Origin of the sequence: Kitasatospora purpeofusca, from assembly GCF_042691725.1 — a bacterium.
Classification (GTDB): Bacteria; Actinomycetota; Actinomycetes; order Streptomycetales; family Streptomycetaceae; genus Kitasatospora; species Kitasatospora purpeofusca_B.
This window is the reverse complement of sequence record NZ_CP170483.1, coordinates 571,645-597,858: the sequence shown is the minus strand read 5'-3', so window position 1 is coordinate 597,858 and position 26,214 is coordinate 571,645. Positions and strand designations below refer to the sequence as shown.

Below are 26,214 nucleotides of genomic sequence, written 5' to 3'. Positions count from 1 at the left end.
CGAGCCGCTGCGGGTGGACCCGGATTCGAAGGCGGACCCGGCCGAGGGCCTCGACCCCCGGGACGAGGCGGACCTTGAGGAAACGAGCGACGATGGCGGAGCAGGCCGGCCCTTCGGGGCGAGAGGTCCCGGAACAGTGGTACGCCCGGCCTCCGGAGGAGGTCGCGGCGCGGCTCGGGGTGGACCCGGCGGTGGGGCTCACCGCTGCCCGGGCGGCCGAACTGCTCACCGTGAACGGGCCGAACGCACTCCCCGAGGAGCGCCCGCGGCCCGGCTGGCTGCGCTTCCTCGACCAGTACCGCAGCTACATGCAGATCATCCTGGTGGTGTCGGCGGTGGTCTCACTGGCGATCAAGGAGTGGACCACCGCGGTGCTGCTCCTCGTGCTGACGCTGTTCAACGCCGTGGTGGGCCTGCGCCAGGAGGGCAAGGCCGAGAGCGCGATGAACGCGCTGAAGTCGATGATGGAGGCGACGGCCCGGGTCCGGCGGGACGGGACGGAGACCGAGATCCCGGCGGAGCAACTGGTCGTGGGCGATGTCGTGCTCGTCTCGGCCGGTGACGAGGTCCCGGCGGACGGGCGGATCGTCGAGGCCAGCGCCCTGCAGATCGACGAGTCGGCGCTGACCGGCGAGAGCGTCCCGGCGGTGAAGGACGCGGGCACGGTGACGGCCGAGCGGCCGGGGCCGGCTGACCAGACCAACATGGCGTTCATGAACACCCCGGTCACGCACGGCAGCGGACTGCTCGTCATCACCGCGACGGGCGCCGGCACCGAACTGGGGAAGATCTCCGGGATGCTGGCGGCCACGGAGAAGGAGCAGTCGCCGCTCACCAGGGAGCTCAACACCCTGACGCTGTGGATCGCGGCGGCGGCGGGCCTGACCATGGTCGTCATGTTCGCCCTCGGCCGCAGTCGCGACCAGGCCTGGGACGCCCTGTTCGTCAGCGCGGTCTCGCTGGCGATCGCGGCGATCCCGGAGGCGCTGCCGACGGTCAGCCAGGTGATCCTCTCCGTCGGAAGCCTCAACCTGGCCAAGCGTCACGCGATCGTGAAGGAGCTGCCGTCCGTCGAGACCCTCGGCTTCACCTCGGCCATCAACTCGGACAAGACCGGCACCCTGACGATGAACCAGATGACCGTCGTCGAGGTCCTCAGCCCCACCGACCGCTACACCGTCTCCGGCACCGGCTACCGCCTCGACGGGAAGGTCCACCACGCGGCGGGCTCCTCGGCGGGCATCGAGGACGCCGTCTTGCCCTACCTGATCGCCAATGACGCGAAGCTGGTGGACGGGCAGGTCGTGGGAGACCCGACCGAGGGCGCCCTGCTCGTCCTGGGCCACAAGGCCGGGCTGGACATCGAGGCCACCCGGGAGCGTCTGCCGCGGCTCGCCACGCTCCCGTTCGACCCGGACTACAAGCTGATGGCCACCTTCAACGCGGCGAAGGACGCGGCCGGCCGGCCGGTGGTGCGCTGCTTCGTGAAGGGCGCCGCCCCGGCCGTGACGGCCCGTGCCACCACCGCGCTCGCGGCCGGCGCGCTCGTCCCGTGGGACCAGGACCTCGGTGCGCGGGCCCGGGCGCAGATCGAGCGGATGGGGGGTGAGGGGCTGCGGGTGATGGCCGGGGCCGTCCGCGACCTGGACCCGGCCGGTTTCGATCCGGGCGGTGACCTCCTGGCGCTCGTCACCGACCTGCGGATGACGAGCCTGGTGGGCATGGTCGACCCGCCGCGCGAGGAGTCGAAGGCCGCGGTCGCCAGCGCGCAGGCCGCCCACATCCGGGTCCGGATGGTGACGGGGGACGACGTCACCACCGGCGCGGCCATCGCCCGCCGGCTCGGCATCCACGGCGAGGCCGTCCTCGGCGCGGACTTCGCCGACCTGTCCGAACCGGAGCGGCTCGCCCGGATCGACGCCATCGGCGTGGTCGGCCGGGTCGCGCCGGAGCACAAGGTCCTGCTCGCCGACACGCTCAAGCGCAAGGGCGACGTGGTCGCGATGACCGGCGACGGGGTGAACGACGCGCCCGCCATCAAGGCCGCCGACATCGGCATCGCCATGGGCAGCGGCACCGACGTCGCCAAGAACGCGAGCCGCATGGTCCTCGCCGACGACAACTTCGCCACCATCGTCCACGCCGTGGCGGAGGGCCGGAAGCTCTACGACAACCTCACCAAGTACATCCGGTTCGTGCTGGTGCTCCTGGTGACCTTCGTGCTGACCTTCCTCGGGGCCACGGTCTTCGACCTCGCGGCGGGGGAGCCGTTCACCCCGGCGCAGGTGCTGTGGATCCACTTCGTCGTCAACGCCCCGTTCGGCTTCGCCCTGGGCTTCGACCGGGAGAGCCCCGGTCTGATGCGGCGCACCCCGCGCCCGCGCGGTGAAACGGTGCTGACCGGGCCCGTCGTGATCACCGTCGGGCTCGCCGGGCTGGCCGTCACGATCGCGCTGCTGGCGTTGATCAAGCTGGGCGAGGCGCACTACGACAGCCTGCGGGTCGGCAACTCGATCGCGTTCACCGCCTTCGCGCTCTGCCTGATCGTGGCGGCCTACGAGTGCCGCAGCGAACGGGCGTCGGTGCTGACCGTCAGCACCTTCGACAGCAGGCAGATGAACATCGCCGCCCTGGCGGAGTTCGTCCTGGCGGTGCTGGTCACCCAGATGGACGCGTTCCACCGGATCCTCGGGACCACCGACCTCGACGCCCGGCAGTTCGGCTGGGCCCTGCTGGCCGCCGTCGCGCTCCTCCTGCTGTGGGAGTCGGGCAAGCTGCTGGCCCGCAGGGCTCCGGCCCGCCCGGCGGGCCCTGCCGGGTGACGGCGGATCAGGTGCCGACCTCGGTCGAGGCGCGGACGACCAGCTGGGGCCGGAAGCGCTCGACCCGCTCGGTCCGCTCGCGGCTCGGGGCCTGAAGCAGGGTCAGCGCGCGTTCGGCCATGGCGGACAGCGGGTGGCGGATCGAGGTGATGGGCGGGTCGAAGAGTTCGAGTATCTCGGTGTCGTCGAAGCCGGTGACGGCGATCTTCCCGGGCACGGCGACCGACGAGCGGTGCAGCGTGCTGACGAGTCCCACCGCGAGCACGTCCGCCCCGCAGACGACCGCGTCGATCCGGTCGCGCTGCTCGACGATGCGCCGTCCGGCCGTCCGTCCGGCGTCGGTGGTGAAGTTGGGCAGCAGGACGGTGGTGGCGCCGTCGCCCTGCAGTTCGGTGAAGGCCGCGAGCCGCTCGGCGCCCGAGGAGGAGGCCTGGTCCGCCGCGACCAGCGCGATCCGGTGACGGCCCGTCTGTTCCAGGTGGTCGACGAGCAGTCGGACGGCGGCCGCGTTGTCGAGGGTCACGGCGACGGTGCCGGATCCCCTGGCCCAGCGGTCGAACAGCACGACGGGGTGGCGGGCGGCGGCGTTGCGGATCGCGGGGCCGGACTCGGTGGCCGACACGGGGACGACGAACAGGCCGTCGACCCGGCCGGCGAGCAGGGTGTCGATCTGCTCGGCCTCGATCGCCGGGTCGTTCGCCGCGTCGGAGACCATCAGGGTGCCGCCGGCGGCCCGGACGTGCTGGGCGATGGCGTCGGCGAGCTGGACGAAGTACGGGTTGGCGAGCGTGGGGACGACGACGCCGACGGCGCCGGTGCTGCCGGTGCGCAGTGCCCGGGCCGAGTGGTTGGCCTGGTAGCCCAGCCGCCGGGCGGCCTCCTCGACGCGGCGGGCGAGCTCGGGGTCGACGTTGCGCGGTGTGCCGGCGAGTACCCGTGAGGCCGTCGCGCGGGAGACGCCGGCGGCCTCGGCCACGTCGAGGAGTCGGGGCGCTGTCACGTGGGGTGTCCTTCGGGATGGGTGGGCGGTGGGAGGCCACGACATCGGGGCGGTCTTTTCATGAGGAGGCTACTTGACGGCTGGGGGGTGCTGGTACAGCATGTCGGAAATCGATCTCCCAAAGGAGCGTCAATGCCGTCCATCACCGTCGTCGGTTCGGTGAACCGCGACCTCGTGCTGAGCGTCGAGGGCCTGCCGCACCCCGGCGAGACCGTGCTCGCGCGGCACTTCGCCGAGGGGGCCGGCGGCAAGGGCGCCAATCAGGCGGTCGCGGCCGCCCGGCTCGGATCGCGGGTGCGCCTGGTGGCCCGGGTCGGCGCGGACGCGGTCGGCCTGCTGGCCGCGCTCCGCGCCGAGGGTGTGGACGTCACCGCGGTGCGGACGGACGAGCGGCACCCGACCGGACTCGCCGCCGTGGTCGTCGATGGCGCGGGCGAGAACACCATCGTCGTGAACGCGGGGGCCAATGCCGCCCTCGCGGTCGAGGACCTGCCCGAGCGGCTGGTCCGCTCGCTCGGCGAGGTCGTCCTCGTGCAGAACGAGATCGCCCCCGAACTGGTCGACCTCGCGGTCCTGCGGGCCCGCGAGCAGGGCGGGACCGTCGTCTTCAACCCCGCACCGGCCCGCCCGGTCGACCCGCGGGTGCTGGCGGCGGTCGACGTCCTGGTCCCCAACCTCGGCGAGCTCGCCTCCCTGCTCGGCGCCGCCCGGCCCGCCACCCTGAACGAGGCGCGGGACCTGCTGGAGCACGCCGCGCTCCCGTGCCGGGCCGTCGTGGTGACCCTCGGGGCCGACGGCGCCTTCCTCAGGGAGGCCCACGGCGCCGGCGTCGCCCACGTCCCCGCGCCCCGGGTGGACGCGGTCGACACCGTCGGCGCCGGCGACACCTTCTGCGGCGCCCTCGCGGACGCCCTCGGCCGCGGCGCCGCCCTGCCGGCCGCCGTCGAACGGGCCGTGCGGGCCGCGTCGCACGCCGTCACCGGCCTCGGCGCCCAGTCCTCCATGCCCTACGCGGCCCAGCTCGACGCCCCCTCCCTTCCCTCCGCCTCCTGACTCCTCCCCCCGCGGGACCCTCACCAGCACTACGGAGAACCACCCATGAAGAACCTCAAGATCGGCCTGTTCGAGAACGCCCAGACCAACGCGAGCGGCACCGCCACCTGGCGCCACCCCGACAGCCGGCGACACCTCTTCGACACCCTCGGGTACTGGCGCGAGCTCGCCGCGATCTGCGAGGACGCCAAGCTGGACTTCCTCTTCCTGGCCGACGCCTGGGGCTGGTCGGAGATCGACGGCACCCGCCCGCCGATCGCCACCGAGGAGACCCTCGACCTGCCGCGGCTCGACCCGGTGGTGGTGGCGTCCGCGCTGCTGTCGACGACGACCAACCTGGGCCTGGTCATGACGGGCTCCGTCCTCGTCGAACCGCCGTACGCCTTCGCCCGCCGGATGGCCACCCTCGACCAGCTCTCCGGCGGCCGGATCGGCTGGAACGTCGTGACGACGGGCACGGCCGACACCGCGGTCAAGGCCTTCGGCATGGACATGGTGGCGCACGACGACCGCTACCGGATGGCCGAGGACTTCCTCGACCTCGTCTACAAGTACTGGGAGGGCGCCTGGGAGCCGGACGCGCTGGAGAAGGACAAGGACGGCCGCTTCGCCGACCCCGCCAAGGTCCACCTGGTCAGCCACGAGGGACCGTTCTTCCGCTCGCACGGCTACGGCAACACCGCGCGCTCCCCGCAGGGCACGCCCGTCCTCTTCCAGGCCGGGGCCTCGCCCGCCGGCCGCCGGGTCGGCGGACGCCATGGCGAGTGCATGTTCGTGGGCAGCGGCTCCGTCGCGCAGCTCGCCGGACACACCGCCTCCATCCGCGAGGAGGCGGTCAAGGCGGGCCGCCGGGCCGACGAGGTCAAGGTGATGTCGGCGTTCTCCTGCGTCGTCGGCGCCACCACCTCCGACGCCGAGCGCCGCTACCAGCGGATCCTCGACGCCCAGCGGCCCGAGGTCACCGTCGCCAGCTACGCCATGTTCACCGGGCTCGACCTCTCCTCCTACGCGCCCGACACGCCCATGACCGAGCTCTCCACCGAGATGTCGCAGACCCAGGTCGCCCGCTTCGCCGGCAAGACCGTCGGCGACGTCCTCGCCGACTGGCACACCCACGGCGTGGGCGCGCGCCCGGTCGTCGGCACGCCCGAGGAGATCGCCGACGAGATCTGCGCCCTCGCCGAGGGCGCCGACCTGGACGGGTTCCTGCTCTCCCCGGCGGTCCAGCCGGCCTCGACGACCGAGTTCGTCGAGTCGGTGCTGCCGATCCTGCGGGCCCGCGGCGTCTTCCGCGGCGAGTACACCGAGGGCGAGAGCCTGCGCGAGCGGCTCACCGGCTCGGGCGACCCCGCGCTGCCGGCCAGCCACCCGGCGGCGCGGTACCGGCACTGAGCACCGCACCCGCGACGAGAGGATGACGAGAGGATGTCGATGACCATGGCCACCCTTGCCGACGACCCGGCCGGGACGTCCACGCCGGCGGAGCTGGACGCGGCGACCCTGCGACAGGCCTTCGGGGCCTACCCCACCGGCGTGGTCGCGATCGGCGCGCTGCGCGGGGACGAGCCGGTCGGCTTCGCCGCCAGCTCCTTCGTCTCGATCTCCCTCGAGCCGCCGATGGTCGCCGTCAGCGTCGCCCGCACCTCCACCACCTGGCCGCGCCTGGCGCAGGCACCGGTGGTGGGACTGAGCGTGCTCAGCCACGGCCAGGGCGCGCTCTGCCGGCGCCTCGCCTCCCGCGAGGCCAAGCGTTTCGACGGCATCGGCTGGACGGCGACGCCCGAGGGCGCGGTCCTCGTCGAGGACGCCGCGCTCTGGCTGACGGCCAGGGTCAACGCGACCTACGACGGCGGCGACCACGAGATCGTGCTCCTGGAACTGCTGAGCGTCGAACTCTTCGCCGGCGTGGAGCCGCTGGTCTTCCACACCAGCCAGTTCCGCGAGCTCCTGCCCCATGCCTGAGACCCCCGGGCCCGGGGCCCCGGCCGCCCGCCCGCACCTCACCGGCACGGTGGTGCACGGCGCCGGCCGGGGCCACGGCCTCGGGTTCCCCACCGCCAACATCGCGGCCGGCCCGGACTCCCCGGTCCCGCCGGCCGCGGTGTACAGCGGCTGGGTGGTCCGCCACCGCACCGGCGCCGTCCACCCGGCGACGATCAGCGTCGGATCGAACCCGACCTTCTGCGACACCGCGGACGTCCACGTCGAGGCCTACTGCCACGACCTCGCGGAGGACGTCTACGGCGAGCGGGTTACCGTGTGGTTCGCCGAACGGATCCGCGACACCGTGAAGTTCCCGTCCCCCGCCGCGCTGGTGCGCGCCGTGCGGGAGGATGTCCGGCGGTCCGAGGCCGTGCTCGCCTCGGACCACGGGCGGCGCGTCCGCGAGGACGCGCTCGCCGCGCACCGCACCACCGGCACCGCGCACCGCACCACCGGCACCGCCCCCTGAGGTCCCCCGCGCACGGCCCCCGCCCCCACCGCCGTGCTCCACGCCTCGTCACCGGCCCCGTCCCGGGCCGCAGCTCACACCCGGAATTGTTCCCCCAGCAAACAAAAGGTGTTAGTCATGAGCGCACTCCAGTGGCTGAACGAGCAGTTCAGCTTCTTCGGCCTCCCCGTCTACTGGTCCGACTTCCTCGGCAACATTCTGGCGCTCGCGACCGTCTGGCTCGCCCTGCGGCGCTCGCTGGTGGCCTGGCCCGTGCAGATCCTCGGATCGGTCCTGCTGCTCATCGCCAGCCTGAACGTCCACCTCGGCGGCAACGCCGCCCGGCAGGTCGTGATCATCGTCTCGGCGACCTGGGGCTGGGCCACCTGGCGGCGCAGCAGGCAGCAGGAGGGCACGATCAACGTCCGCTGGGCCTCCTGGCGGGAGCGCTCGGTCCTCATCGCCATCATGGCCGTCGGCACCTTCGCGTTCGCCGCCCTGCTCAAGGGGACCGACGCCTCGTTCTACCCCGGCGCCCCCTGGTGGATGGTCCTCGCGGACGCCTGGATCTTCGTCGGTTCGATCCTGGCGATGTACACCCAGGCCCGCCGGTACGTGGAGTTCTGGTTCGTCTGGCTGGCCGTCGACCTGGTCGGCGTGCCGCTCGCGATCCACTCCGAGCTGTACTTCTCCGGCATCGTCTACGGGATCTTCTTCGTCATGGTCCTGATCGGCATCCGCGACTGGGCCGCGCGCAGCAAGGGCCAGGAGATCGCCTCCCCGCTGGAGCCGGCCGTGGTCCTGGAGGGCCGCGGCGACACCACCGCGGCCACCGGGTCGTAACCCGGCCACGGCGGCGGCCACGTCCTGCGAGCGTTCCCCCGGGCTCGCAGGACGTGGCGTCGTTCTAGGTAGGCCTGCCGATGAGCCGCTGGACGGAGTCGGGCGGGTCGGCCTCCTTGTCCTTGACGTGCGAGTCGGGGACGGCGGGTCCGTAGACCATGCGCATCGGGAGCAGGCCGCCCCAGGCGTTGCCGTGGTCCCAGTCCCAGTCCTGCTGGTTCTCGTGCTCCGGCTCGGCGGCGTGGTGCCGCTTGATCCGCACCGTCGCGTTCTCGGTGAGGCTGACGGAGAGGACTCCCACGGTCGGGGTGTGCTCGCCGTCGGTGTCCAGCTCGCCGCCCTTGGCGTCCTTGATCGGGCGCAGTTCGGGCCATCGGCCCGGGATGACCTGGTTGCTGAGCGCCTCGAACGCCTTCGCGCGCTCCGCCGGATCGACCTTCTTCGCGATGCCGTCCACCACCACGGAGCGGTAGTTGAGGGAGGTGCTGATCGCCGCCCGGCCGACGAGGAGGCTGTCGAGGAGGGTGACGGCCAGGCAGACGGGAACCCCGTCGTCGTTCCACAGCTGCCGCAGCGAGGGATTCAGCTGCATCTGCGGCGGCCAGTAGATGGAGCCGTGCAGATAGAGGAGCTTCTGGTCCCCCTCCTCGTGGTACGCGTAGACCATGGGTACGCACCTCGGCCGGCCCGTGCCCGGGCCCGGGCCGGGGTCGATGTGGGCGAGGGTGCAGACATAGCCCTCCCTGAGGACCGCCACGGCCGCCGCCAGGTCGTCGGTCTCCTTGGTCCGCTTGAAGTGCCCGCTCACTCCTTCTCCCGGTCGGCGTCCTGCTGGGCCTTGTCGAGGATCGCCTGGACCGCGCTCGTGGGGTCCTGGCCGTGGAAGCGGCGGTTGAAGAGCCAGTTGTAGAGCATCTCCCGGGAGATCTGCGGTTGGTAGGCCGGCACCTCGTGTCCGGAGTCGGGCACGGCGACCTGGGTGACGTTCTCCAGGGTGCGGACGAAGCCCTTCGGGTTCCCCTGTGCCTGCTTCCAGATCAACCGCTTGGCGTTGCGCCAGCCGTCCTTCATGATCTCGTCGAGGATTTCCTCGGTGCTCTGGTAGCCGCAGGCGCTGTCGAAGTCCCCGGTGTAGAGCAGGACCTTGTACTGCTCCTTCGCGTGGATGAGATCGGTGTAGACCGAGGAGGCGTCCGCCATGATGTCGGCCTTCAGCGCGTCGGCCACCGGACCGGAGTTGTCCGCGAACGTCCATTCGTGGTCGACGTGCAGGGAATCCTTGACGGCGTCGCTGTTCAGGTAGGCGGGCAGCGCACCCACCGACAGGCCGTCCCAGCTCCGTACGTCGTAGATGTAGAAGTCGCCCCCGAACGCCAGCACGGCGTTGACCAGGCCGTTCCCGAGATCGGCGGCCTTCTTCATCTGGCCGGCCTTGAGGGCGTCCTGGAAGTTGGCGTAGGCGAAGTCCAGGACCTCCTTCTGGCCCAGGCCGAGGAACCCGGACGCGTAGGCGTAGTCGATCATGACGCGGATGGAGAGCTCCGGCCTGATCCAGCCGTTGCCCACGGCGATGCCGGCCAGATTGAGGTGCGTTCCGGTGTTGCTGAGGTTCTGCTCGTGGATCTTCTTGGCGATGTACGGCACGTACTTGCCCGCGTAGCTCTCACCGCAGACGTACAGGGGGCACGCCAGGTACTCCGGGTACGTCGCGAAGAACTGCTGCAGCGCCAGCCAGAACATCTGGCTGAGGGTCTCCTCGTCCTCGACGTACGTGTCCTTGGTCTCGCAGTAGCTGTATCCCGAGCCGATGGGCTGGTCCCAGTAGAGGACGTGGGCTTCCTGGTTCCAGGTGTCGGGGCTGACCGAGATGGCTCCGGCGGCGTCGTCGCCGATACGCAGCGGGCCGTTCTCCAGGAACAGCCCCGCGAGCGAGGAGGCGCCGGGCCCGCCGTTGAGCCAGATCAGCAGGGGCGTCTGCTCGATCAGCTCCTTCTGCTGGTCGGCGTCGATGTGGGGGTCATAGGTCTGGCTCTCGAAGAACCAGTAGAACAGATGGCTCTTCGCCGTTCCCGGGCCGTCGACGTCCGCGTACCCGGCGTAGGACCGGACGGTCTTCGGGACCCCTTCCTCCTGCTCCTTCTTCTTGGGGTCGGGGTCGGGGTAGAAGTGGATGGTCTGCGTGTTGGCGACGTTGGCCGGGATGGCGTACACGGGCTGACGGGGCATGGTGCACCTTCCGTTCGGGTTCGGGTTCGGGTTCGGGACCGGGACCGGGATCAGGAAGCCGGCGGGAAAGGCCCGGGCTGCGGCCGGCGGTAGCGCTCCATGTGGCGCTCGGTGTGCGCGACCTCTTGGAGGACCCCGATGCGCTGGCCCATGAGCAGCTGGAGCGCCGGGAACCGGTTCGCCTCGAACAGCAGGATGTTCAGCGAGCCGCCGTACTGGAAGAAGCCGATCTCGTCGCCCTTCCTCACCTCGACCGGGGCCGACTTCTCCGTGATGTTCCGGAACTTCTCGAGGAACTGCACGGAGCCGATCGAGTTGAGGCCGACGGGCACCAGGGCGACATGGCCCTCGCCGTCCGGGTCCCCCTTGTGGTCCAGGTACGGCGTCTTGATGATGACGTATCCGCGGCGGAAGTCCTCGAACAGGCTGTAGTCGTACCCGTAGCCGACGTTGCCCTTGTTGAGCAGGTCGGGGAAGTCCCGGATCCCGTAGTAGACGCCGCCGACGTCGTCGCGGGCCTCGACCACCTCGCCGCCGACCGGGGCGTGGTAGCGGTGGTAGGTGTCGGGCATGAGGATGCACGACACGGCCGTTCCGCCGGTGAACTTCTCGGCGTACTTGGAGCCGGCGAGCAGCCGGCCGACGTTCATGGTGACGCCCCCCTTGATCGGGAGCGGTGTCTCGTCGGTCAGATCGTCGACGATCATGTTGATGACGCAGTCGGTCGGGGCGACCACGACACTCGGGTCGAGGCTGTCGTCGATCCACCGGGAACCGGGCTTCAGCTCCCTGATGAAGAACTTGTTGAGGGTCGACCAGTCCCCGTCCTTGAAGTCGGCCATCCGCTTCGGACCGAGTTCGTCGATCCACTTCCGGACGAGGTCCTCGGAGTCCGGGTCGTCCATCTGGAGGCCCTGCAGGTTCGTGAAGTCGGCCAGCACGTCGCGCCCGGACTCGCTGTGCACGAACGCGAGCCCCGCGTCGTTCTGGTAACTGATCCAGCTGAACTTCCGGATGTACAGCAGCCCGTCGGCGATGGGCTGGCCCCATCCCCACTGGTACCACTCGCCGAAGAACTCCGCGAGGGTGTCGCCGGTCGCGCCTCGCCAGTCCTTGTAGACGTCGGACTTCGGGTCCACCGTGGGCGGCTGCAGGCCTGCGATCGCCGCGTCGAACTTGACCCTGAAATCGCCGGTCTTGTCGTTGTACAGCTCCTTGATCTTGTCCTTGAGTTCGTCGATGGTCTTCGAGGTCACGTTCTGCTGCCTTCCGCGAAGTGGGGCCGTCCTGGGCTGCTGCGCCCTCATCAGTACGTCCCGGTCAACGAAGGACCGCGCCCGCGGACACGCCCTTCGCCCGGAAACCATTTCCGTCCGGTGGTGTGCCGCGTGTCGCGCCCGGCCGTCCGCCGCGTGGTCCTGAAGTAGCAGACCCGTGGGGGCACTTCGGCGGGTGCGCCCGCTACCGTCGGCGGATGCGGCCGCCCGGCCGGGCGGCCTACCGTCGCCCCGACTGCCCGCCGAAGCACCCGAGGGGAACCCCGTGATCCGCGCCGCCAAGTCGGCCGCCGCAGTGGCGGCGCTGGCCCTGACCGTTCTCACCGCGTCGGCCCCGCCCGTCGCGGCGGCCACCGCCGACCCGCTCGCCGCGCTCCGCGCCCGGCAACCGTCCTGGCACGCCTGTGCCACCGGCCCGGAGGACACCGCCGGCGCCGAACTCGACGCCGCCGGCGCCCGCTGCACCGAGGTCGCCGTCCCCCTCGACTACCGGCGGCCGGACGGGCGGACCATCGGCGTCGCCCTCGCCCGGCTGCCCGCCACCGACCCCGCCCATCGCCTCGGCACCCTGTTCTACAACCCCGGCGGCCCCGGCGTCCCCGCCCGCCACCTCGCCCTCGCCCTGCGGCAGGCCGCCCCCGCGCTGGCCGCCCGCTACGACATCGTCGGCATGGACCCGCGCTTCGTCGGCGCCAGCACCCCGCTCGACTGCGGCTGGCCGACCGCGGGCCCGGGCTCGGCCGGACCCGAGCGGCTGACCTTCGACCGGTCGGCCGAGGTCGCCAAGGACCTCGCCGCCCGCTGCGCCCCCTACCGCGACCTGCTGCCGCACGCCTCCACCCGCAACACCGCCCGGGACATGGACCTGGTGCGTACCGTGCTCGGGGAGCCGACGATCGCCTATCTCGGTTCGTCCTACGGCAGTTACCTCGGCGAGGTCTACCTCCAGCTGTTTCCCGGGCGGGTCGGCCGGGCGGTGCTCGACGCCGCCATGGACCCCGACCGCTTCGGCCCCGACCTGACGGCGACCCAGGGACCCGCGATGGCGGCGGCGCTCACCGCCTGGGCCGGCTGGGCGGCCGCCCACGACGACCGCCACCGGCTGGGCGCGACGACCGCCGAGGTGCTGGCGGCGGTCGAGCGCGTGCGCCTGGCGGCCGAGCGCGCCCCGCTGACGGTCGGCGCCCACGAGGTCGACGCCCGGCTCCTGCCGCAGGTGCTGTGGACCGTGGCGGCCGGTGACGACGCGGCCGCCTACGAGGAGTTCTCCGCCCTGGTGCGCGTCCTGCTGGACGCGGCCGAGGGGCGGGCGGCTCAGCCGACCGCGCTGCTGGAGGCGGTGCTGACCGGCCTGGCGGCGCCCGACACGGGAGGCTCCGCCGCCGTGCAGACCGCGATCATGTGCGCCGACCGCGCCGCCTCGCGCGATCCGCTCGCCTACTACCGCGACATCCGGGCGCACCGTGCCGACGAGCCGCTGTTCGGCCCGCTCACCCGCAACCTCACCCCGTGCACCTTCTGGCCCGTGGAGCCCGCCGAGCCGCCCACCCGGGTGCGCAACGCCGTCCCGGCCCTGCTGGTCGGCGCCGACGGCGACCCGGCCGCCACCTACCCCGGCCAGCTCTCCGCCCACCGCGCGCTGAGCGGGTCCCGCCTGGTGACCCTGCGCGGCGCCTTCCGCCACACCGTCTACGCGGGCCTGTTCGCGCCGCGCGACACCTGCGTGGACACCGCCGTCGACCGCTACCTCCTCGACGGCGTCCTCCCCGCCCACGACACCGACTGCCCCGCCACCCGGCCGTAGCCGTCGGTGCGCACCGGCGACCGGAGCCCCCCGAACAACGCGACGGCCCGGCGCGGGAGACTCCCGCGCCGGGCCGACAGGGTGGTGCGGTGCCGGATCAGCCCCGCCGGTCGAACAGCGGCACCCGCACCGGCTCCGGCCGCGCGGCACCGGCCCGGCCCGAGAGCGAGGCGTCCTGCGGCGAGAGCATCAGCGCGATCCCGCCGAGCGCGAGCAGGACGAGGATCGCCACCGCGAGCGGGGTGATGAACTGTGAGGCCGGCAGGCCGCCGACCGGGGTGCGGCCGTCCAGCGTGACCGAGACCGCGGCCATGCCGGTGTAGTGCATGGCCACCACGGCGACCCCGGCGATCAGCGACGAGGCCAGGGAGGCCACCAGGCCGGTGATGTTCAGGGTCATCCACAGCGCGGCGGTGGACGCGGCCACGGCGATCGCGACCGAGGCCGCCACGGTGAGGGTGTCGTACGACACCCGGCCCTGGACGTGCATCGCCGCCATGCCGAGGTAGTGCATCGCCGCGACGCCCAGGCCCATCACCGTGCCGCCGATCAGCAGCGTGGCCAGGCCGCGCGGCCGGTAGCCGACGTAGAGGATGCCGAGGCCGCAGACCACGATCGCGAGCAGCAGGCTGCACAGCGTCAGCGGCACGTTGTAGAGGATGGTCGAGCCGGTGACGGTGAAGCCGAGCATCGCGAGGAAGTGCATCGTCCAGATGCCGCAGCCGATCTCGGCGGCGCCGAGCAGCAGCCAGCCGAGCCGCCGGCGCGGCGGCAGGTCCAGAGCGCGGACGGTGCAGCGCAGGCCGAGCGCGGCTCCGATGCAGGCGACCAGGTAGGAGAGGACCGGGTTGATCCAGCCGTAATGGAAGCCGTCGATGGGGGCGGTATGGGGGTGCATGGAGGTACCTGAGCTGACGTGTCGTTGGTGGATTGGGACGGGAACGGCCCGCGCCGGGCAAGGGGCGGCGCGGATCTCCCGGGTCCAGGGGTACACGAATGATCGGAACCCCGGGGGAATGCGGGCTGAAGGGGAGTGGTCCACCGGCCGGCGGGGCCCAGGTACCGGGCCGCGGCCGCACCCGCCCCGGTCGGTGTACCGTCACATCGCTCCTCGAAGGCCCTGGTTCGGCGGATCCGCGCGGCCCGCCCGGCGTCGAGGGTCACGGGCGGTACCACGGGGTGTTGGCAGACGGACGGGGCACGCGGCAGGGGGCGTCGTCGGCCCGGGGCGTGCGACGGGAAGCCGTCTGCCGGGCCTCACGTGCGGGTACATACTAACGACCCCCGCCGGTCAAGGACCGAACGGGGGGTTCTTCGGGGATGTTCCGTGAAGAAGGACGGCGCGGGGGCTCGTCGCCCGGTGCTGCCCGGGCGGGTGACGGCCGCTCGGCCGGTGCGTCACGCCCGGCATCCTGCGGGCCGGGGGCCGTCCGGACCGGGCCTCCACCCGGCCGGTGCGGACGGCCCCCGGGTCCCGCTCAGTGCGAGGTGGTCCGGCCCAGGCGGGCCGTCAGGAGGTTCGGATCCTGCCGGGTCACGTAGGCGGCGTCCGCGATCCAGACCCGGTCGCCGCGGACGGCGACGGAGGTGGGGTTCTGCAGGCCGTCCGACCCGTCGAGGACGATGCTGTGGGTGCCGTCCTCGGCGACCAGGGCGATCTGGTTGCTGCCGTTGAGGGCGGCCAGGACCTGGCCGCCGCGACCGGTGAAGGCGAAGTCGTCGATGCCGGTCAGGCCGGTGGCGGCGACCCGGGCCCGGCCCGCGCCGCCGTCGGGCCGGATCGGGATGCGCAGCAGGGTGCCGTTGTCGAGGTTGGAGACCCAGACGGCCCGGTCGTGGACCTTGATGCCGTTGGCGCCGAGGAAGCCGTTGGGCCGCAGGGCGGTGCCGGTCGCCCACGGGACGGCGGTTCCGCCGCCGGCGGGGATCCGCCAGACCGTGCCGAGGACGGAGTCGGCGGCGTACAGGAAGCCGGTGCGCTCGTCCCTCGCGAGCCCGTTGGGCAGGGCGTCGGCGGGCAGCGCGGCGATCCGCTCGGGGGCGCCGCCGGGGGCCAGCCGCCAGACCCCGGTGAGGTCGGCGGTCCCCGTCGCGTAGAGGAAGTGGAGGACGCCGTCGTCCGCGCGCACGATGCCCCCGAGGAGTGGGGAGGTCAGCGCCGGAGTCGCCGACCCCGGGGCGGGTGCGGGCAGGGTGGCGAGGACGCGGACGGCGCCGTCACGGTCGATCTCGGCCACCTGGCGGGAGAAGGCGAAGGTCACGGCGGTGCCGCCGTTCGGCAGCGGGGTGAGGTTCTCCGGCTGCTGGCCGCGGGCGAGGTCGAGGTGGGCGACCACCGTGGGCGCGCTCAGCGGGGGAGTCGCGGCCCCGGCGGGCGTGGCGACGGCGGTCGAGGCCACCGCGGCGAGAGCCACCGCGGTGACCTGGAACAGGGGAGTGAGACGCATGGTGCGGTCCCTTCGGGCCTGGAGGAGTGCGGTATCGACGTCGCATGCGGCGACACCGCACCGTAGAACGCACACCTTGCGCGCCGTGCGCTTTAGCGCACGGCCTCCGGTCCCTCCAGGACTCGGGGGCCGCGACGCCCGCTGGACACCCCGGCGGAGCCGGACCGTCCGACCGCCCGCCCACCTGGAACCCGGTCTGGCCCGGCCGCCGGTCGTCCTACGGGCAGGACCGGGTCCTCGGCACCACGGCGCCGGCGATCGGCCTGGACCAGGGCCGCACCGCGATGCCGGACGCCGCCCGCCTGGCGCACGGCCAACTGGCGCACGCCCCCGGGCAGGCCGACGGCCCGCACCCTCCGGTGCGGGCCGCCGCCCGGCTGGACTAGCTGTTGCCGCCGCTCCCCCCGCCGCCGTTGTTCCCGCCGCCGTTGCCGCCACCGTTGTTGCCGCCGCCGCCGTTGTTCCCGCCGCCGCCCCCGGGCGTCGGCAGGGAGAGCAGGTTGAGCAGACCACCCAGGATGTTCGGGTTGTAGACGTAGGTGTTCCCGCAGTTGATCGCGCCGATCGAATCGTTACCGGTGGCACAGACGCTGTCGGGACGCTCGTGGTGGCCTTCGTGGCCTTCGTGGCCTTGGTGGCTCTGGTGACCTTCGTGGCCCTGGTGGCCGTGGTGCGCGCCGGAGTTCGCGGCGGCCCAGCCGGCGCCGGTGAGCAGCAGGCTGCCGACGGCGGCAGCGGTGACGATAAATCGTCTGATCATTTAATCCTCCTGGTAGTGAACCTGCCTCATGGTGCGGCGCCGCCGGCGAGGGCGGCGGCCACGGCGCGGACCGCGGCCGCGAAGTTCACCCGGGCGGGCGCCCCGGCGCGACCCCGTAGCACGGCGGGCCGTGGTGGCCCCGTCCGGCCGGTCCGACCCGGTGAAAGCCTGCGCCTGAACAGGTGGCCCCCTGGCTGTGGAACGTCTGGGCGGCGGGGCGAACGGTGAGACATGGCGCAGTGCCCACGCGGAGCCTGCGGGTCCGCGGGGCGGCCGGCACAGCGGTGGTGCCTGCGCGGGTCGCCCGTGCGCGGGGTGGCGTCGTCGCTGGAAAGGAGGCCGCGCGGCCCTGCCGGCCGGCGGTGATCAGCACGGTGGCAGTCGCGGCGCCCTCCTCGGGTCCCCGGTGCCCGGACCAGTTGGGAGAAGCACCAGATGAGAGTTCGCAAGGCGAGGCCGCCGGGCCCCGCGGCCGAGGGCGGTACGCCCCCGCGGGTGGTCCCGCGCCGGTTCGGACCCGGCCGCCTCCTCATGCTGCTGACGGCGGTGACGGCGGTCGCGGGCATGGTGGTCAGCGGCTTCCCCGGCGCCGGGGTGGCGTCGGCGCAGGCGCCGTCGCTGTCCGTCGTCCCGTCCCTGGCACCCCCGACCCTCGGTCAGGCGGGCGAGACGGTGACCTTCTCGTTCGTGGTCGCCAACACCGGGGACGAGCCGCTGAGCGCGATCACCGCCGGCTTCACCGCCTTCGGAGGCACGGGTACCGCTCCGTCCGTCTCCTGCCCGGCGACCCCCCTGGCGGTGGGCGCGGCGCTGACCTGCACCGCGCCGTACACCGTCACCCAGGCCGACATCGACGCGGGGGGTTTCGCCACCGTCGCCACCGCCGGCGGTACGCCGCCCGCCGGCCCCGCGGTCACCGCGGCTCCGGCCCGCCTCGACGTCGTCGCGCTGCAGAGCGCCGCCCTCTCGCTGGAGAAGACGGGGCAGCTCGGGGGCGGCGGCAGCGGCGGCAACAGCCGCTCCGACCGGTCCACGACGGTCGTCACGCTGACGGCCGGTGAGGTGATCGACTACTCGTACCTGGTCCGGAACACCGGCAACGTCACGCTCACCGGGATCACGGTGGCGGACACGTCGTTCTCCGGTACGGGGGCGCCGCCGATCATCTCCTGCCCGTCGACCACCCTGGCCCCCGGTGCCGCGACGACGTGCACGGGCTCGTACACCGTGACGCAGGCCGACGCGAACGCCGGGACGCTCACCAACACCGCCGCCGCCACCGGAACCCCGCCGAGTGGCTCGCCGGTGACCTCCCCGCCGTCCACCGCGACCGTGACCGGCCCGCAGCAGCAGCCCGCGGTGTCCCTGGACAAGATCGTCACCAGCGGTGGCGGTGGGGGCGGGGGCAACAACGGCGGCGGAAACAACGGGGGTGGGAACAACGGGGGTGGGAACAACGGCGGGGGCGTCAACAGCCGGCGCAGCACCCTGGTCACCACGCTGACGGCCGGGCAGACGCTCACCTATTCCTTCGTCGTCACCAACACCGGCAACACGGTGCTGACGAACGTGACCATCGCCGAGACGTCCTTCTCCGGGACGGGCACGCCGCCGGTGGTCGTCTGCCCGGCGACCCCGCTGGCCGCCGGCGACAGCATGACCTGCACCGCGACGTACACCGTGACCCAGGCGGACGTGGACGCCGGGACCGTCTCCAACACGGCGACCGCCTCCGGCACCCCGCCCACCGGCCCGCCGGTGACCTCGCCGCCGACCACGGCGACCGTCACCGGACCGCAGGCGTCGCTCACCCTGGACAAGAAGGTCGACCTCGGCAGCGGCAGCGGCGGCAACAACCGGCGCAACCTCCTGGTGTCGACGCTGACGGCCGGGGAGACGCTGTACTACTCGTTCGTGGTGACCAACACCGGTGCCGTCACGCTCACGGACGCCGCCGTCGCGGACACCGCGTTCTCGGGGACGGGCACGCCGCCGGCCGTCTCCTGCCCGTCGACCACCCTCGCCCCGGGCGCGGCGATGACGTGCACCGCGACCTACACGGTCACCCAGGCCGACGTGGACGCCGGATTCGTCACCAACTCGGCGACCGCCACCGGCACCCCGCCCAGCGGCCCCGCGGTGACGACACCGCCGGCGACCGCCACGATCGCCTCGCCGAAGGCCGCCCTGTCGCTGGACAAGATCGTCACCAGTGGTGGCGGCGGGGGCAACAACGGCGGTGGTGGCGGAAACAACGGGGGTGGGAACAACGGCGGGGGCGTCAACAGCCGGCGCAACGCCCTGATCACCACGCTGACGCCCGGACAGGCGCTCACCTACTCCTTCGTCGTCACCAACACCGGCAACCTCGACCTGACGGACGTCGTCGTCGCGGACACCGCGTTCTCGGGGACGGGCACGCCGCCGGCCGTCTCCTGCCCGTCGACCACCCTCGCCGCGGGCGCGTCGATGACCTGCACCGCGACCTACACCGTCACCCAGGCCGACGTGGACGCCGGGACCATCTCCAACACGGCGACCGCCACCGGCACCCCGCCGGTCGGCCCGACGGTCACCTCGCCGCCCGCGACCGCCACCGTGACGGCGCCGAGGCCGGCCCTGACGCTCAGCAAGTCGGCGTCGCCGGCCACCGTCACCGCCGACGGCCAGACCGTGACCTACACCCTCCAGGTCGCCAACACCGGCAACGTGCCCCTCACCGGAATCGCCGTCCAGGAGACCGCCTTCACCGGCGAGGGCACCGTGCCCGCGGTCTCCTGCCCGTCCACCGCGCTCGACACGGGCGCCTCGATGACCTGCACCGCGACGTACACGGTCCTGGTGCACGACCTCCACTCCGCACGGATCGACAACACCGCAGTCGCCACCGGCACGGCACCCGGCGGAACCACCGTGACCTCCGGCCCGGCATCGGCAAGTGTCGAGGTGAGGCCCGTCAGCCAACCGTCCGGCTCGCCCTCGCCCTCGCCCTCGCCCTCGCCCTCGCCGTCCCCCTCCCCCTCGCACCACCCGACCCACCAGCCCACGCACGAGCCCACGCACTCGCACGGGCCCACCCCCACCCCCACCCACACGCACACCCACGGGGCGGCGCCCTACCCGGTGGGCAAGCCCCCGGCGGGGGGCCACCACCCCCTCCCCGACACCGGCGGCGGCAGCCTGCCGCTGATCGGGACGGCCGCCGCGCTGCTGCTCGCCGTGGGCACCCCGTTGCTGGTCACGGCCGGCCGCAGGCGCCGGGCCGGGCTGCGCGGCGCGCGGGACGGGAGCCCGACCGCGTAGCGGGGGAAGGGCTGATCCGTCCTCGGGCACCGGTCCACGCGGCAGGCGCGGACCGGTGCCCGCACGACCGGGGCCGACGGCCCGCCGGGTTCGAACGGGCATCATGCCTCGTCACCTTCCCGAGTGATTCACCCCTTTCCCGGTATCCGCGGGTCATTAGGATCCGTGGATATGACGAATGGTCAGGGAAGTAACGATGGAAGGGATCCGTCCGACCGGTCCGCCGAGGTGGTGATCCTCGGCGCGGGCCCGGCCGGCCTCGTCCTGGGCAACCTCCTGCACCGGGCGGGCATCGACTGCGTCGTCCTGGAACGCGCCGACCGCGCCCGCCTGCACGCCCGCGCCCGGGCGGGCTTCCTCGCCGAGCACACCGTCCGGGTCCTGGACCGCCACGGCCTCGCCGACGGCCTGCACCGCCGCGGCCGACCCCACGCCACCTGCGAGTTCCGCACCGGGGACGGCCGCTTCCGCCTCGACTACGCCGGCCTCGGCCGCGGCGAGCGGCACACCGTCTACCCGCAGCAGCACCTCGTCGCCGACCTGCTCACCTCCTACCTGGCGGCCGGCGGCCGGCTGCACTTCGCCACCGAGGCCCACCGGGTGCTCGACACCGACGGCGAACGCCCCACCGTCGAGGCGAGCGGGCCGGACGGCCGCCCCGTCCGCTGGCGGGCCCGCTACGTCGCCGGCTGCGACGGCCGCCACGGCGCCGCCCGCCGCTCACTGCCGCCCGGCGCCGTCGTCCACCACCACGACCACGGCCTGTCCTGGCTCGGCCTGCTCGCCGAGGCCCCGCCCAGCCTGGACGCCGTCGGCTACGCCGTGCACGAGCACGGCTTCGCCGGCCACATGGCCCGCACCCCGGAGATCACCCGCTACTACCTGCAGTGCGACCGCGGCACCCCGCCCGAGGCGTGGTCCGAGGAGCACATCTGGCGCGAACTCGACCTGCGGATGCGCGCGGCCGAGCACGGCCCGCTGCACCGCGGGAGCATCGTCCAGCGGACCGTGGTCGACCTGGAGTGCGACGTCGTCGAACCGCTGCGGCACGGCGCGCTGCTGCTCGCGGGCGACGCCGCGAGCCTCCTCACCCCGTCGGCCGCCAAGGGCGCCAACCTCGCGGTGCTGGAGGCGGAGCTGCTGGCCGCCGCCCTCGTCGACGAGATCGCGCACGGCGACGGCCGCGCCCTGGACGGCTACTCGGGCCGCTGCCTGGAGTACATCTGGCGCGCCCAGGAGTTCTCGCACTGGATGGTCCGGCTGCTGCACGCCGCGCCCACCCCGCACGGCGTCCCGTCGTCCTTCGACGAGGGACTGCGCCGCGCCCGGCTCGCGGCCCTGCGCACCTCGCGCGCCCAGCAGGACTGGTTCGCCGAGAACTACGTCGGTCTCTGACCCCTTCCGGGCACCCCTCAACCCCGCACCGAGGACACCATGACGACCACCGAGGACGACACGTCCCGCCTCCGCACGACGGCCGACTTCGTCCGCCGCCACGACACCGCCACCCTGCTCCCGCTCCTCCTGCCCGGCCTCGGCGCCCCGCACCTGGGCACCCTCACCCGCCACCTGCGCTTCGTCCACGCCGCGCTGCTGGTCTTCCCGCCCGACGCGCACGCGCTGCGCGCGGACCTGGCCGCCTGCGGCCTGGCCGCCGACACCCCACCGGGCCCCAGCACCGTCGTCCGCGACCGGCTGGCCGCCCGCCACCGCCGGGAGGCGGCCGCGCTCGACGTCACCATCCGGCGCCCCGCCGTCCCCGGCACCGGCCCTACGCCGCGCACCGTCGAGGTGTTCGCGCTGACGGTCCCGCCCGGCTCGGAGCTGTTACCGCTGGCCGACCACGAACGGGCCCACCGGCACGAGGCCCACCTCGCCTTCGAGGTCCGCGACCCGGAGCCGCTGCTGCTGCGCGGCCTGTGCGCCCTGCTCGCCGAGTACGGCGCGACCCCCGACGGCGGCGGCCACAACCCCCACGAGGACGGCACGGTCCTCTACTTCACCGCCCCCGCCGCCTCCCGGGCGGGCTACCGCCGCCTGGAGCTGTACGCGCCGGGCGACCACCGTGACACCCTCGCCGCCCACCTGGCCGCCCCCGCCGCCCGGCCGCCCGCCGAGACCCTGCTGCACCTGCTGACCGGCGCGTGGAGCACCCAGGCCCTCGCGGCCTTTGCCCGCCTGCGGCTGCCCGACGCCCTCGACCCGGACGAGCCCACCGACCCGGACACCCTCGCCCGCCGCACCGGCACCGACACCCGCGCCCTGGCCACCCTGCTGCGCTACCTCGCGATGCTCGGCGTGGTCGCGCCCGAGGGCGACGGCCACCGCCTCACCGCCGTCGGCACCCTGCTGCGCGAGGACGCCCCGGGCTCGATGCGCCCGCTGGCCCTGATGTACGGCGGCCCCTTCTACCGCTCCTTCGGCGCCCTCGACCACGCCCTCCGGACCGGCGAGCCCGCCTTCGACCACCTCTTCGGCGAGAACCACTTCGACCACTTCGCCCGCGACCCCGAACTCGCCGACCTCTTCGACCGCTCCATGGCGGCGAGCGCCCGGATGTTCGACCCCGTCCCCGCCCACCCGGTCCTCACCGCCGCGGCCCGGCTACCGGCCGGCGCCACCGTCGTCGACGTCGCCGGCGGCAACGGCGAACTCCTCGCCCGCGTCCTCACCGCCCACCCCCGGCTGCGCGGCGTCCTCCTGGAGCGCCCGCACGCCGTCGAGGCCGCCCGCCGCACCATGGCGGCCGCGGGCTGCGCCGACCGCTGCGACTACCGCACCGGCGACTTCGCCGACGTCCCCGAGGGCGGCGACGTCTACCTCCTCTCCCGGGTGCTGCACGACTGGGACGACGACCGCTGCCGCGCCATCCTGCGGCACTGCGCCCGCGCCATGCCCGCCCACGCCGACCTGCTCGTCCTCGAACGCCTCCTGCCCGCCGACGGCTCGCCGTCCCTCGCCACCGCCTGGGACCTCCACATGCTCTGCAACGTCGGGGGCCGCGAACGCCGCGCCGACCACTACGCCACCCTCCTCGCCGACGCCGGCCTCGCCCTCCTCGGCCGCACCCCCCTCCCGCTCGACGCTGCCCTCCTGCACGCCGGCAGGGCCTCCACCCCTTCCCGGAACCGGAACTGACCCTCCGCCAGGCGGTCCGGGACCGTCCCGGCGGCCCGGCGCGACCGCGGCGGCCGGACAAGCGCGCAGGTCAGCAAGGGGGCGGTGGCACGCGAAAGGCCGGGTGACCAGGACAATGGTGCGGACAGTTCCCCGGAAGTACAGAGAAAGCGAACCCCCACATGGATCTCGGCGTGCGCTGGAAGCTGCACGGTGACGGGCGTACGCCCGCACCGGGAGCGGTCGTCCGCCCCGACGAACGGCTCTCCTGGCCCCGGACGGCGGGGCTCGGCGCCCAGCACGTGGTGGCCATGTTCGGCGCGAGCTTCGTGGCGCCGGTGCTGATGGGGCTCGACCCCAATCTGGCGATCATGATGTCCGGCGTCGCGACCGTCATCTTCCTGCTGGCCACCCGCGGCCGGGTGCCCAGCTACCTCGGCTGCTCGCTCTCCTTCGTCGGCGTGGCCGCGGTGATCCGGGCGCAGGGCGGCACCAGCGCGACGGTCACCGGCGCCGTCTTCGTGGTGGGCGTGGCGCTGTTCCTGGTGGGCGTGGCGGTCCAGCGCTTCGGGGCGCGGATCATCCACGCCGCGATGCCGCCGATCGTCACCGGCGCCGTCGTCATGCTGATCGGCTTCAACCTCGCGCCCGTCACCGCCTCGACCTACTGGCCGCAGGACCAGTGGACGGCGCTGCTGGTGATGCTGTTCACCGGCCTGGCCGTGGTCTGCCTGCGCGGCTTCTGGTCCCGGGTGGCGATCTTCCTCGGCCTGCTCTTCGGCTACGGGATCTCCTGGCTGTTCGACCGGGTCTTCGGCAAGATCCACTCGGTGGGCGGGAACGGACAGCTCACCGACCACTGGCGCCTGGACCTGTCGGGCGTCGGCAAGGCGGACTGGATCGGCCTGCCCGCCTTCCACGGCCCCTCCTTCCAGTGGTCCGCGATCCTGGTCGCCCTGCCCGTGGTGATCGCGCTGGTCGCGGAGAACGCCGGGCACGTCAAGGCCGTGGGGGAGATGACCGGCCACAACCTGGACGACAAGCTGGGCACCGCGATCTCCGCGGACGGCGTCGGCTCGATGCTGTCCACCGCGCTCGGCGGCCCGCCGAACACCACGTACTCCGAGAACATCGGCGTCATGGCCGCCACCCGGGTCTACTCCACCGCCGCCTACTGGGCCGCGGCCGGCTTCGCGCTGCTGTTCGGCATCTGCCCGAAGTTCGGCGCCGTCGTGGCCGCGATCCCCGGCGGGGTGCTGGGCGGCATCACCGTCATCCTGTACGGCATGATCGGCCTGCTCGGCGCGCAGATCTGGATCAAGTCCGAGGTGGACCTGCGCAACCCGCTGAACCTGGTGCCGGCCGCCGCGGGCATCATCATCGGCATCGGCAACGTCACCCTGAAGTTCACCGACACCTTCAGCCTCAGCGGCATCGCGCTGGGCACCCTGGTCGTCATCACCGGCTACCACGTGCTGCGGGCGCTGGCCCCGGCGCACCTCAAGACCCAGGAGCCGCTGCTGGACGAGGGCACCTCCTCCTACGACACCGGCGCCCCCGACCCCGGGCAGCGGGGCGAGCGACCCACCCCGTAACGGCACCCCGGTGGCCCGCCGGCCGGAGAGGTGCCCGAAAGGGCCGTCTCCGGCCGGTCCGCTTGGCCCGACCGGATCCCAGGTGGTCGAATCGCCTCCGTCCGTAGCGGCCACTCATCCCCCGGGAGAGGCATGTCCCTGTTGCCCCGTCATCGCAGGACCACCACCGGCCTCGTCGCCGCCACCGCGCTCGCGCTCTCCTGCGGCTGGGCCGGCGCCGGCAGCTCCGCCGCGGCGGGCACCGTCCTGTGGACCCCGAGCACCGCCAAGGGCCCGTCCTCCTTCACCGGCGTCCAGTGCGCCGCGGGCAACTTCGGCGTCGTCAAGGACTCCGTCAAGGGCAGTGTGTGGCGGGCGTTCCAGGCCGCGGGCGAGGAGCGCTGCGAGACGCTCGGCCCCGACCTCAAGCAGGGCGACACCTTCTACCTCGGCTGGTCCTCCAAGGTGGACATCAAGGACACCAACAGCCGCTACGTCTTCCAGCTCAAGTGCTCGCCGAGCACCGGCACGGCCAACCACCCGATCGAGATCGACGCGACGACCGGGCGCATCCGCCTCCAGGAGTGGGACACCGACCACGTCGCCCACACGCTCTGGACCGCGCCGACCGCCAACAACCAGTGGCACTCCTACGCGCTGAAGATCCGCCTCGGCCGCACCGACGGCACCATCGACTTCTGGTTCGACGGCGTGAAGCAGACCTTCACCACCGGCTCGGGCACCTTCCAGGGCACCACCTGGGACGGCGACCGCAACTACCTCAAGTGGGGCTCCTACCACCCCTCCACGGGCGACGCGACGAACACCTTCACCAGCCCGGTCATGGCGACCACCCTGGAAGCGGCCACCGCCGGTTCGTGAGGGCGCCCGGCCCCGTACGCTACGGGCCATGACGCACACACCTGCGGTACACCGGCCCGGGCTGGCCGAGCACCTGCGCGACAAGGGCGCGGCCATGCGCGACGCCGCCCGGCGGCGGCCGAAGAGCTCGGACTGGGAGGAGGAGGTCGGCGCGGTCTGCGTGGCCGACGACGCGACCGGGGTCCGCAAGGTCCGGGTGGGGGACTGGTCCTTCATCGGCGACGGCGGGCCCGACATCGGCGGGTTCGGCCTCGGCCCGTCCTCGCCGGAGCTGTTCTGCGCGGTGGTCAGCACCTGCCTGACCCACACGATCCTGTGCGTCGCGGCGCTGGCGGACGTCCCGCTGGACCGGGTCGAGGTCCGGGTGAACGCCCGCAACAACGACGCCCGGTTCTTCGGTGTGCCGACCGAGGCGCCCGCGGTGCCGTACGACCTGACGGCGGAGGTCGAGCTGCGGGGCCCGGCCGCGCCGGAGGCCCTGACGGACCTGCTGGCCACCGCGGACGCCCGCTGCCCGATGCTGCGACTGGTCCGCTCCGAGCACAGCGTCACCGTCCGGCTCGCCGCCGACCTTCCCGCCGACCTTCCCGCCGACCTTCCCACCGACCTCCCCGTCGACCTCCCCGCCGGGGACTGACCCGCCGGGCCGCCGCCCGCCGCTGTTCCCCGAGCCGC

The 26,214-nt window shown here is 73.2% G+C and carries 20 protein-coding genes; 13 read left to right on the top strand and 7 right to left on the bottom strand.

Annotated elements, in window-relative coordinates; all coding sequences use genetic code 11:
- Nucleotides 1-92 precede the first annotated feature (92 nt).
- Nucleotides 93-2,822 (top strand): cation-translocating P-type ATPase, encoded by a 2,730-nt coding sequence (locus ACFCLZ_RS02650; protein WP_380282972.1) that lies wholly within the window; start codon nt 93-95, stop codon nt 2,820-2,822.
- A gap of 7 nt (nt 2,823-2,829) precedes the next feature.
- Here the strand turns inward: ACFCLZ_RS02650 and ACFCLZ_RS02645 are convergent, their stop codons facing one another.
- Nucleotides 2,830-3,822 carry a LacI family DNA-binding transcriptional regulator gene (locus ACFCLZ_RS02645; RefSeq protein WP_380282971.1) on the bottom strand — a complete coding sequence of 331 codons (993 nt, stop codon included), beginning with the start codon at nt 3,820-3,822 and terminating at the stop codon, nt 2,830-2,832.
- 132 nt (nt 3,823-3,954) lie between these two features.
- On the opposite strand from ACFCLZ_RS02645, the gene ACFCLZ_RS02640 reads away from it, so the two are divergent.
- The 5 genes from ACFCLZ_RS02640 to ACFCLZ_RS02620 all read left to right on the top strand — a co-directional run bounded on the left by ACFCLZ_RS02640 (nt 3,955) and on the right by ACFCLZ_RS02620 (nt 8,149).
- Nucleotides 3,955-4,875, top strand: coding sequence for a ribokinase (locus ACFCLZ_RS02640; protein WP_380282970.1), 921 nt, complete (start codon nt 3,955-3,957; stop codon nt 4,873-4,875).
- A 45-nt stretch (nt 4,876-4,920) separates the two neighbouring features.
- Nucleotides 4,921-6,267 (top strand): NtaA/DmoA family FMN-dependent monooxygenase, encoded by a 1,347-nt coding sequence (locus ACFCLZ_RS02635; RefSeq protein ID WP_380282969.1) that lies wholly within the window; start codon nt 4,921-4,923, stop codon nt 6,265-6,267.
- A gap of 45 nt (nt 6,268-6,312) precedes the next feature.
- Nucleotides 6,313-6,837 carry a flavin reductase family protein gene (locus ACFCLZ_RS02630; RefSeq protein WP_380282968.1) on the top strand — a complete coding sequence of 175 codons (525 nt, stop codon included), beginning with the start codon at nt 6,313-6,315 and terminating at the stop codon, nt 6,835-6,837.
- Complete coding sequence (locus tag ACFCLZ_RS02625; RefSeq protein WP_380282967.1) at nt 6,830-7,327, top strand: riboflavin kinase; 498 nt, start codon at nt 6,830-6,832, stop codon at nt 7,325-7,327. Before ACFCLZ_RS02630 ends, ACFCLZ_RS02625 begins: the two co-directional genes overlap by 8 nt.
- A gap of 117 nt (nt 7,328-7,444) precedes the next feature.
- On the top strand, nt 7,445-8,149 hold the full coding sequence (locus ACFCLZ_RS02620; RefSeq protein ID WP_380282966.1) for a nicotinamide riboside transporter PnuC: 705 nt from the start codon (nt 7,445-7,447) through the stop codon (nt 8,147-8,149).
- Between the two features lie 64 nt (nt 8,150-8,213).
- Here the strand turns inward: ACFCLZ_RS02620 and ACFCLZ_RS02615 are convergent, their stop codons facing one another.
- Genes ACFCLZ_RS02615 through ACFCLZ_RS02605 form a run of 3 tightly spaced genes read right to left on the bottom strand, consistent with a single transcriptional unit; the run spans nt 8,214 to nt 11,631 of the window.
- Nucleotides 8,214-8,957 carry a pyridoxamine 5'-phosphate oxidase family protein gene (locus tag ACFCLZ_RS02615; protein ID WP_380282965.1) on the bottom strand — a complete coding sequence of 248 codons (744 nt, stop codon included), beginning with the start codon at nt 8,955-8,957 and terminating at the stop codon, nt 8,214-8,216.
- Nucleotides 8,954-10,375, bottom strand: coding sequence for a hypothetical protein (locus ACFCLZ_RS02610; RefSeq protein WP_380282964.1), 1,422 nt, complete (start codon nt 10,373-10,375; stop codon nt 8,954-8,956). The genes ACFCLZ_RS02615 and ACFCLZ_RS02610 overlap by 4 nt, the downstream gene beginning before the upstream one ends.
- 50 nt (nt 10,376-10,425) lie before the next feature.
- On the bottom strand, nt 10,426-11,631 hold the full coding sequence (locus ACFCLZ_RS02605; protein WP_380282963.1) for a phosphatidylserine decarboxylase: 1,206 nt from the start codon (nt 11,629-11,631) through the stop codon (nt 10,426-10,428).
- Between the two features lie 286 nt (nt 11,632-11,917).
- Here ACFCLZ_RS02605 and ACFCLZ_RS02600 point away from each other — a divergent pair, with 286 nt between their 5' ends.
- A complete protein-coding gene (locus ACFCLZ_RS02600; protein WP_380282962.1) occupies nt 11,918-13,456 on the top strand; it encodes an alpha/beta hydrolase in 1,539 nt (512 codons plus the stop codon).
- A 97-nt stretch (nt 13,457-13,553) separates the two neighbouring features.
- On the opposite strand, the gene ACFCLZ_RS02595 is transcribed toward ACFCLZ_RS02600, so the two are convergent.
- From ACFCLZ_RS02595 to ACFCLZ_RS02585, 3 genes are all read right to left on the bottom strand, one after another.
- Nucleotides 13,554-14,354 (bottom strand): MHYT domain-containing protein, encoded by an 801-nt coding sequence (locus ACFCLZ_RS02595; RefSeq protein WP_380282961.1) that lies wholly within the window; start codon nt 14,352-14,354, stop codon nt 13,554-13,556.
- Nucleotides 14,355-14,934: 580 nt separating this feature from the next.
- Nucleotides 14,935-15,903 (bottom strand): hypothetical protein, encoded by a 969-nt coding sequence (locus ACFCLZ_RS02590; protein ID WP_380282960.1) that lies wholly within the window; start codon nt 15,901-15,903, stop codon nt 14,935-14,937.
- A 382-nt stretch (nt 15,904-16,285) separates the two neighbouring features.
- The gene (locus tag ACFCLZ_RS02585; protein WP_380282959.1) at nt 16,286-16,663 is read right to left on the bottom strand and encodes a hypothetical protein; all 378 of its coding nucleotides are present in this window, start codon (nt 16,661-16,663) and stop codon (nt 16,286-16,288) included.
- 435 nt (nt 16,664-17,098) lie between these two features.
- Here ACFCLZ_RS02585 and ACFCLZ_RS02580 point away from each other — a divergent pair, with 435 nt between their 5' ends.
- The 6 genes from ACFCLZ_RS02580 to ACFCLZ_RS02555 all read left to right on the top strand — a co-directional run bounded on the left by ACFCLZ_RS02580 (nt 17,099) and on the right by ACFCLZ_RS02555 (nt 26,176).
- Complete coding sequence (locus tag ACFCLZ_RS02580) at nt 17,099-19,966, top strand: hypothetical protein (RefSeq protein WP_380282958.1); 2,868 nt, start codon at nt 17,099-17,101, stop codon at nt 19,964-19,966.
- Nucleotides 19,967-20,137: 171 nt separating this feature from the next.
- Complete coding sequence (locus tag ACFCLZ_RS02575) at nt 20,138-21,361, top strand: 4-hydroxybenzoate 3-monooxygenase (protein WP_380282957.1); 1,224 nt, start codon at nt 20,138-20,140, stop codon at nt 21,359-21,361.
- 39 nt (nt 21,362-21,400) lie between these two features.
- The gene (locus ACFCLZ_RS02570; RefSeq protein ID WP_380282956.1) at nt 21,401-23,104 is read left to right on the top strand and encodes a methyltransferase; all 1,704 of its coding nucleotides are present in this window, start codon (nt 21,401-21,403) and stop codon (nt 23,102-23,104) included.
- 161 nt (nt 23,105-23,265) lie between these two features.
- Nucleotides 23,266-24,678, top strand: coding sequence for a uracil-xanthine permease family protein (locus ACFCLZ_RS02565; RefSeq protein WP_380282955.1), 1,413 nt, complete (start codon nt 23,266-23,268; stop codon nt 24,676-24,678).
- 132 nt (nt 24,679-24,810) lie between these two features.
- Nucleotides 24,811-25,539: a hypothetical protein gene (locus tag ACFCLZ_RS02560; protein ID WP_380282954.1), complete on the top strand. Its 729-nt coding sequence runs from the start codon at nt 24,811-24,813 to the stop codon at nt 25,537-25,539.
- A gap of 28 nt (nt 25,540-25,567) precedes the next feature.
- Nucleotides 25,568-26,176 carry an OsmC family protein gene (locus tag ACFCLZ_RS02555; protein WP_380282953.1) on the top strand — a complete coding sequence of 203 codons (609 nt, stop codon included), beginning with the start codon at nt 25,568-25,570 and terminating at the stop codon, nt 26,174-26,176.
- Nucleotides 26,177-26,214: the final 38 nt, after the last annotated feature.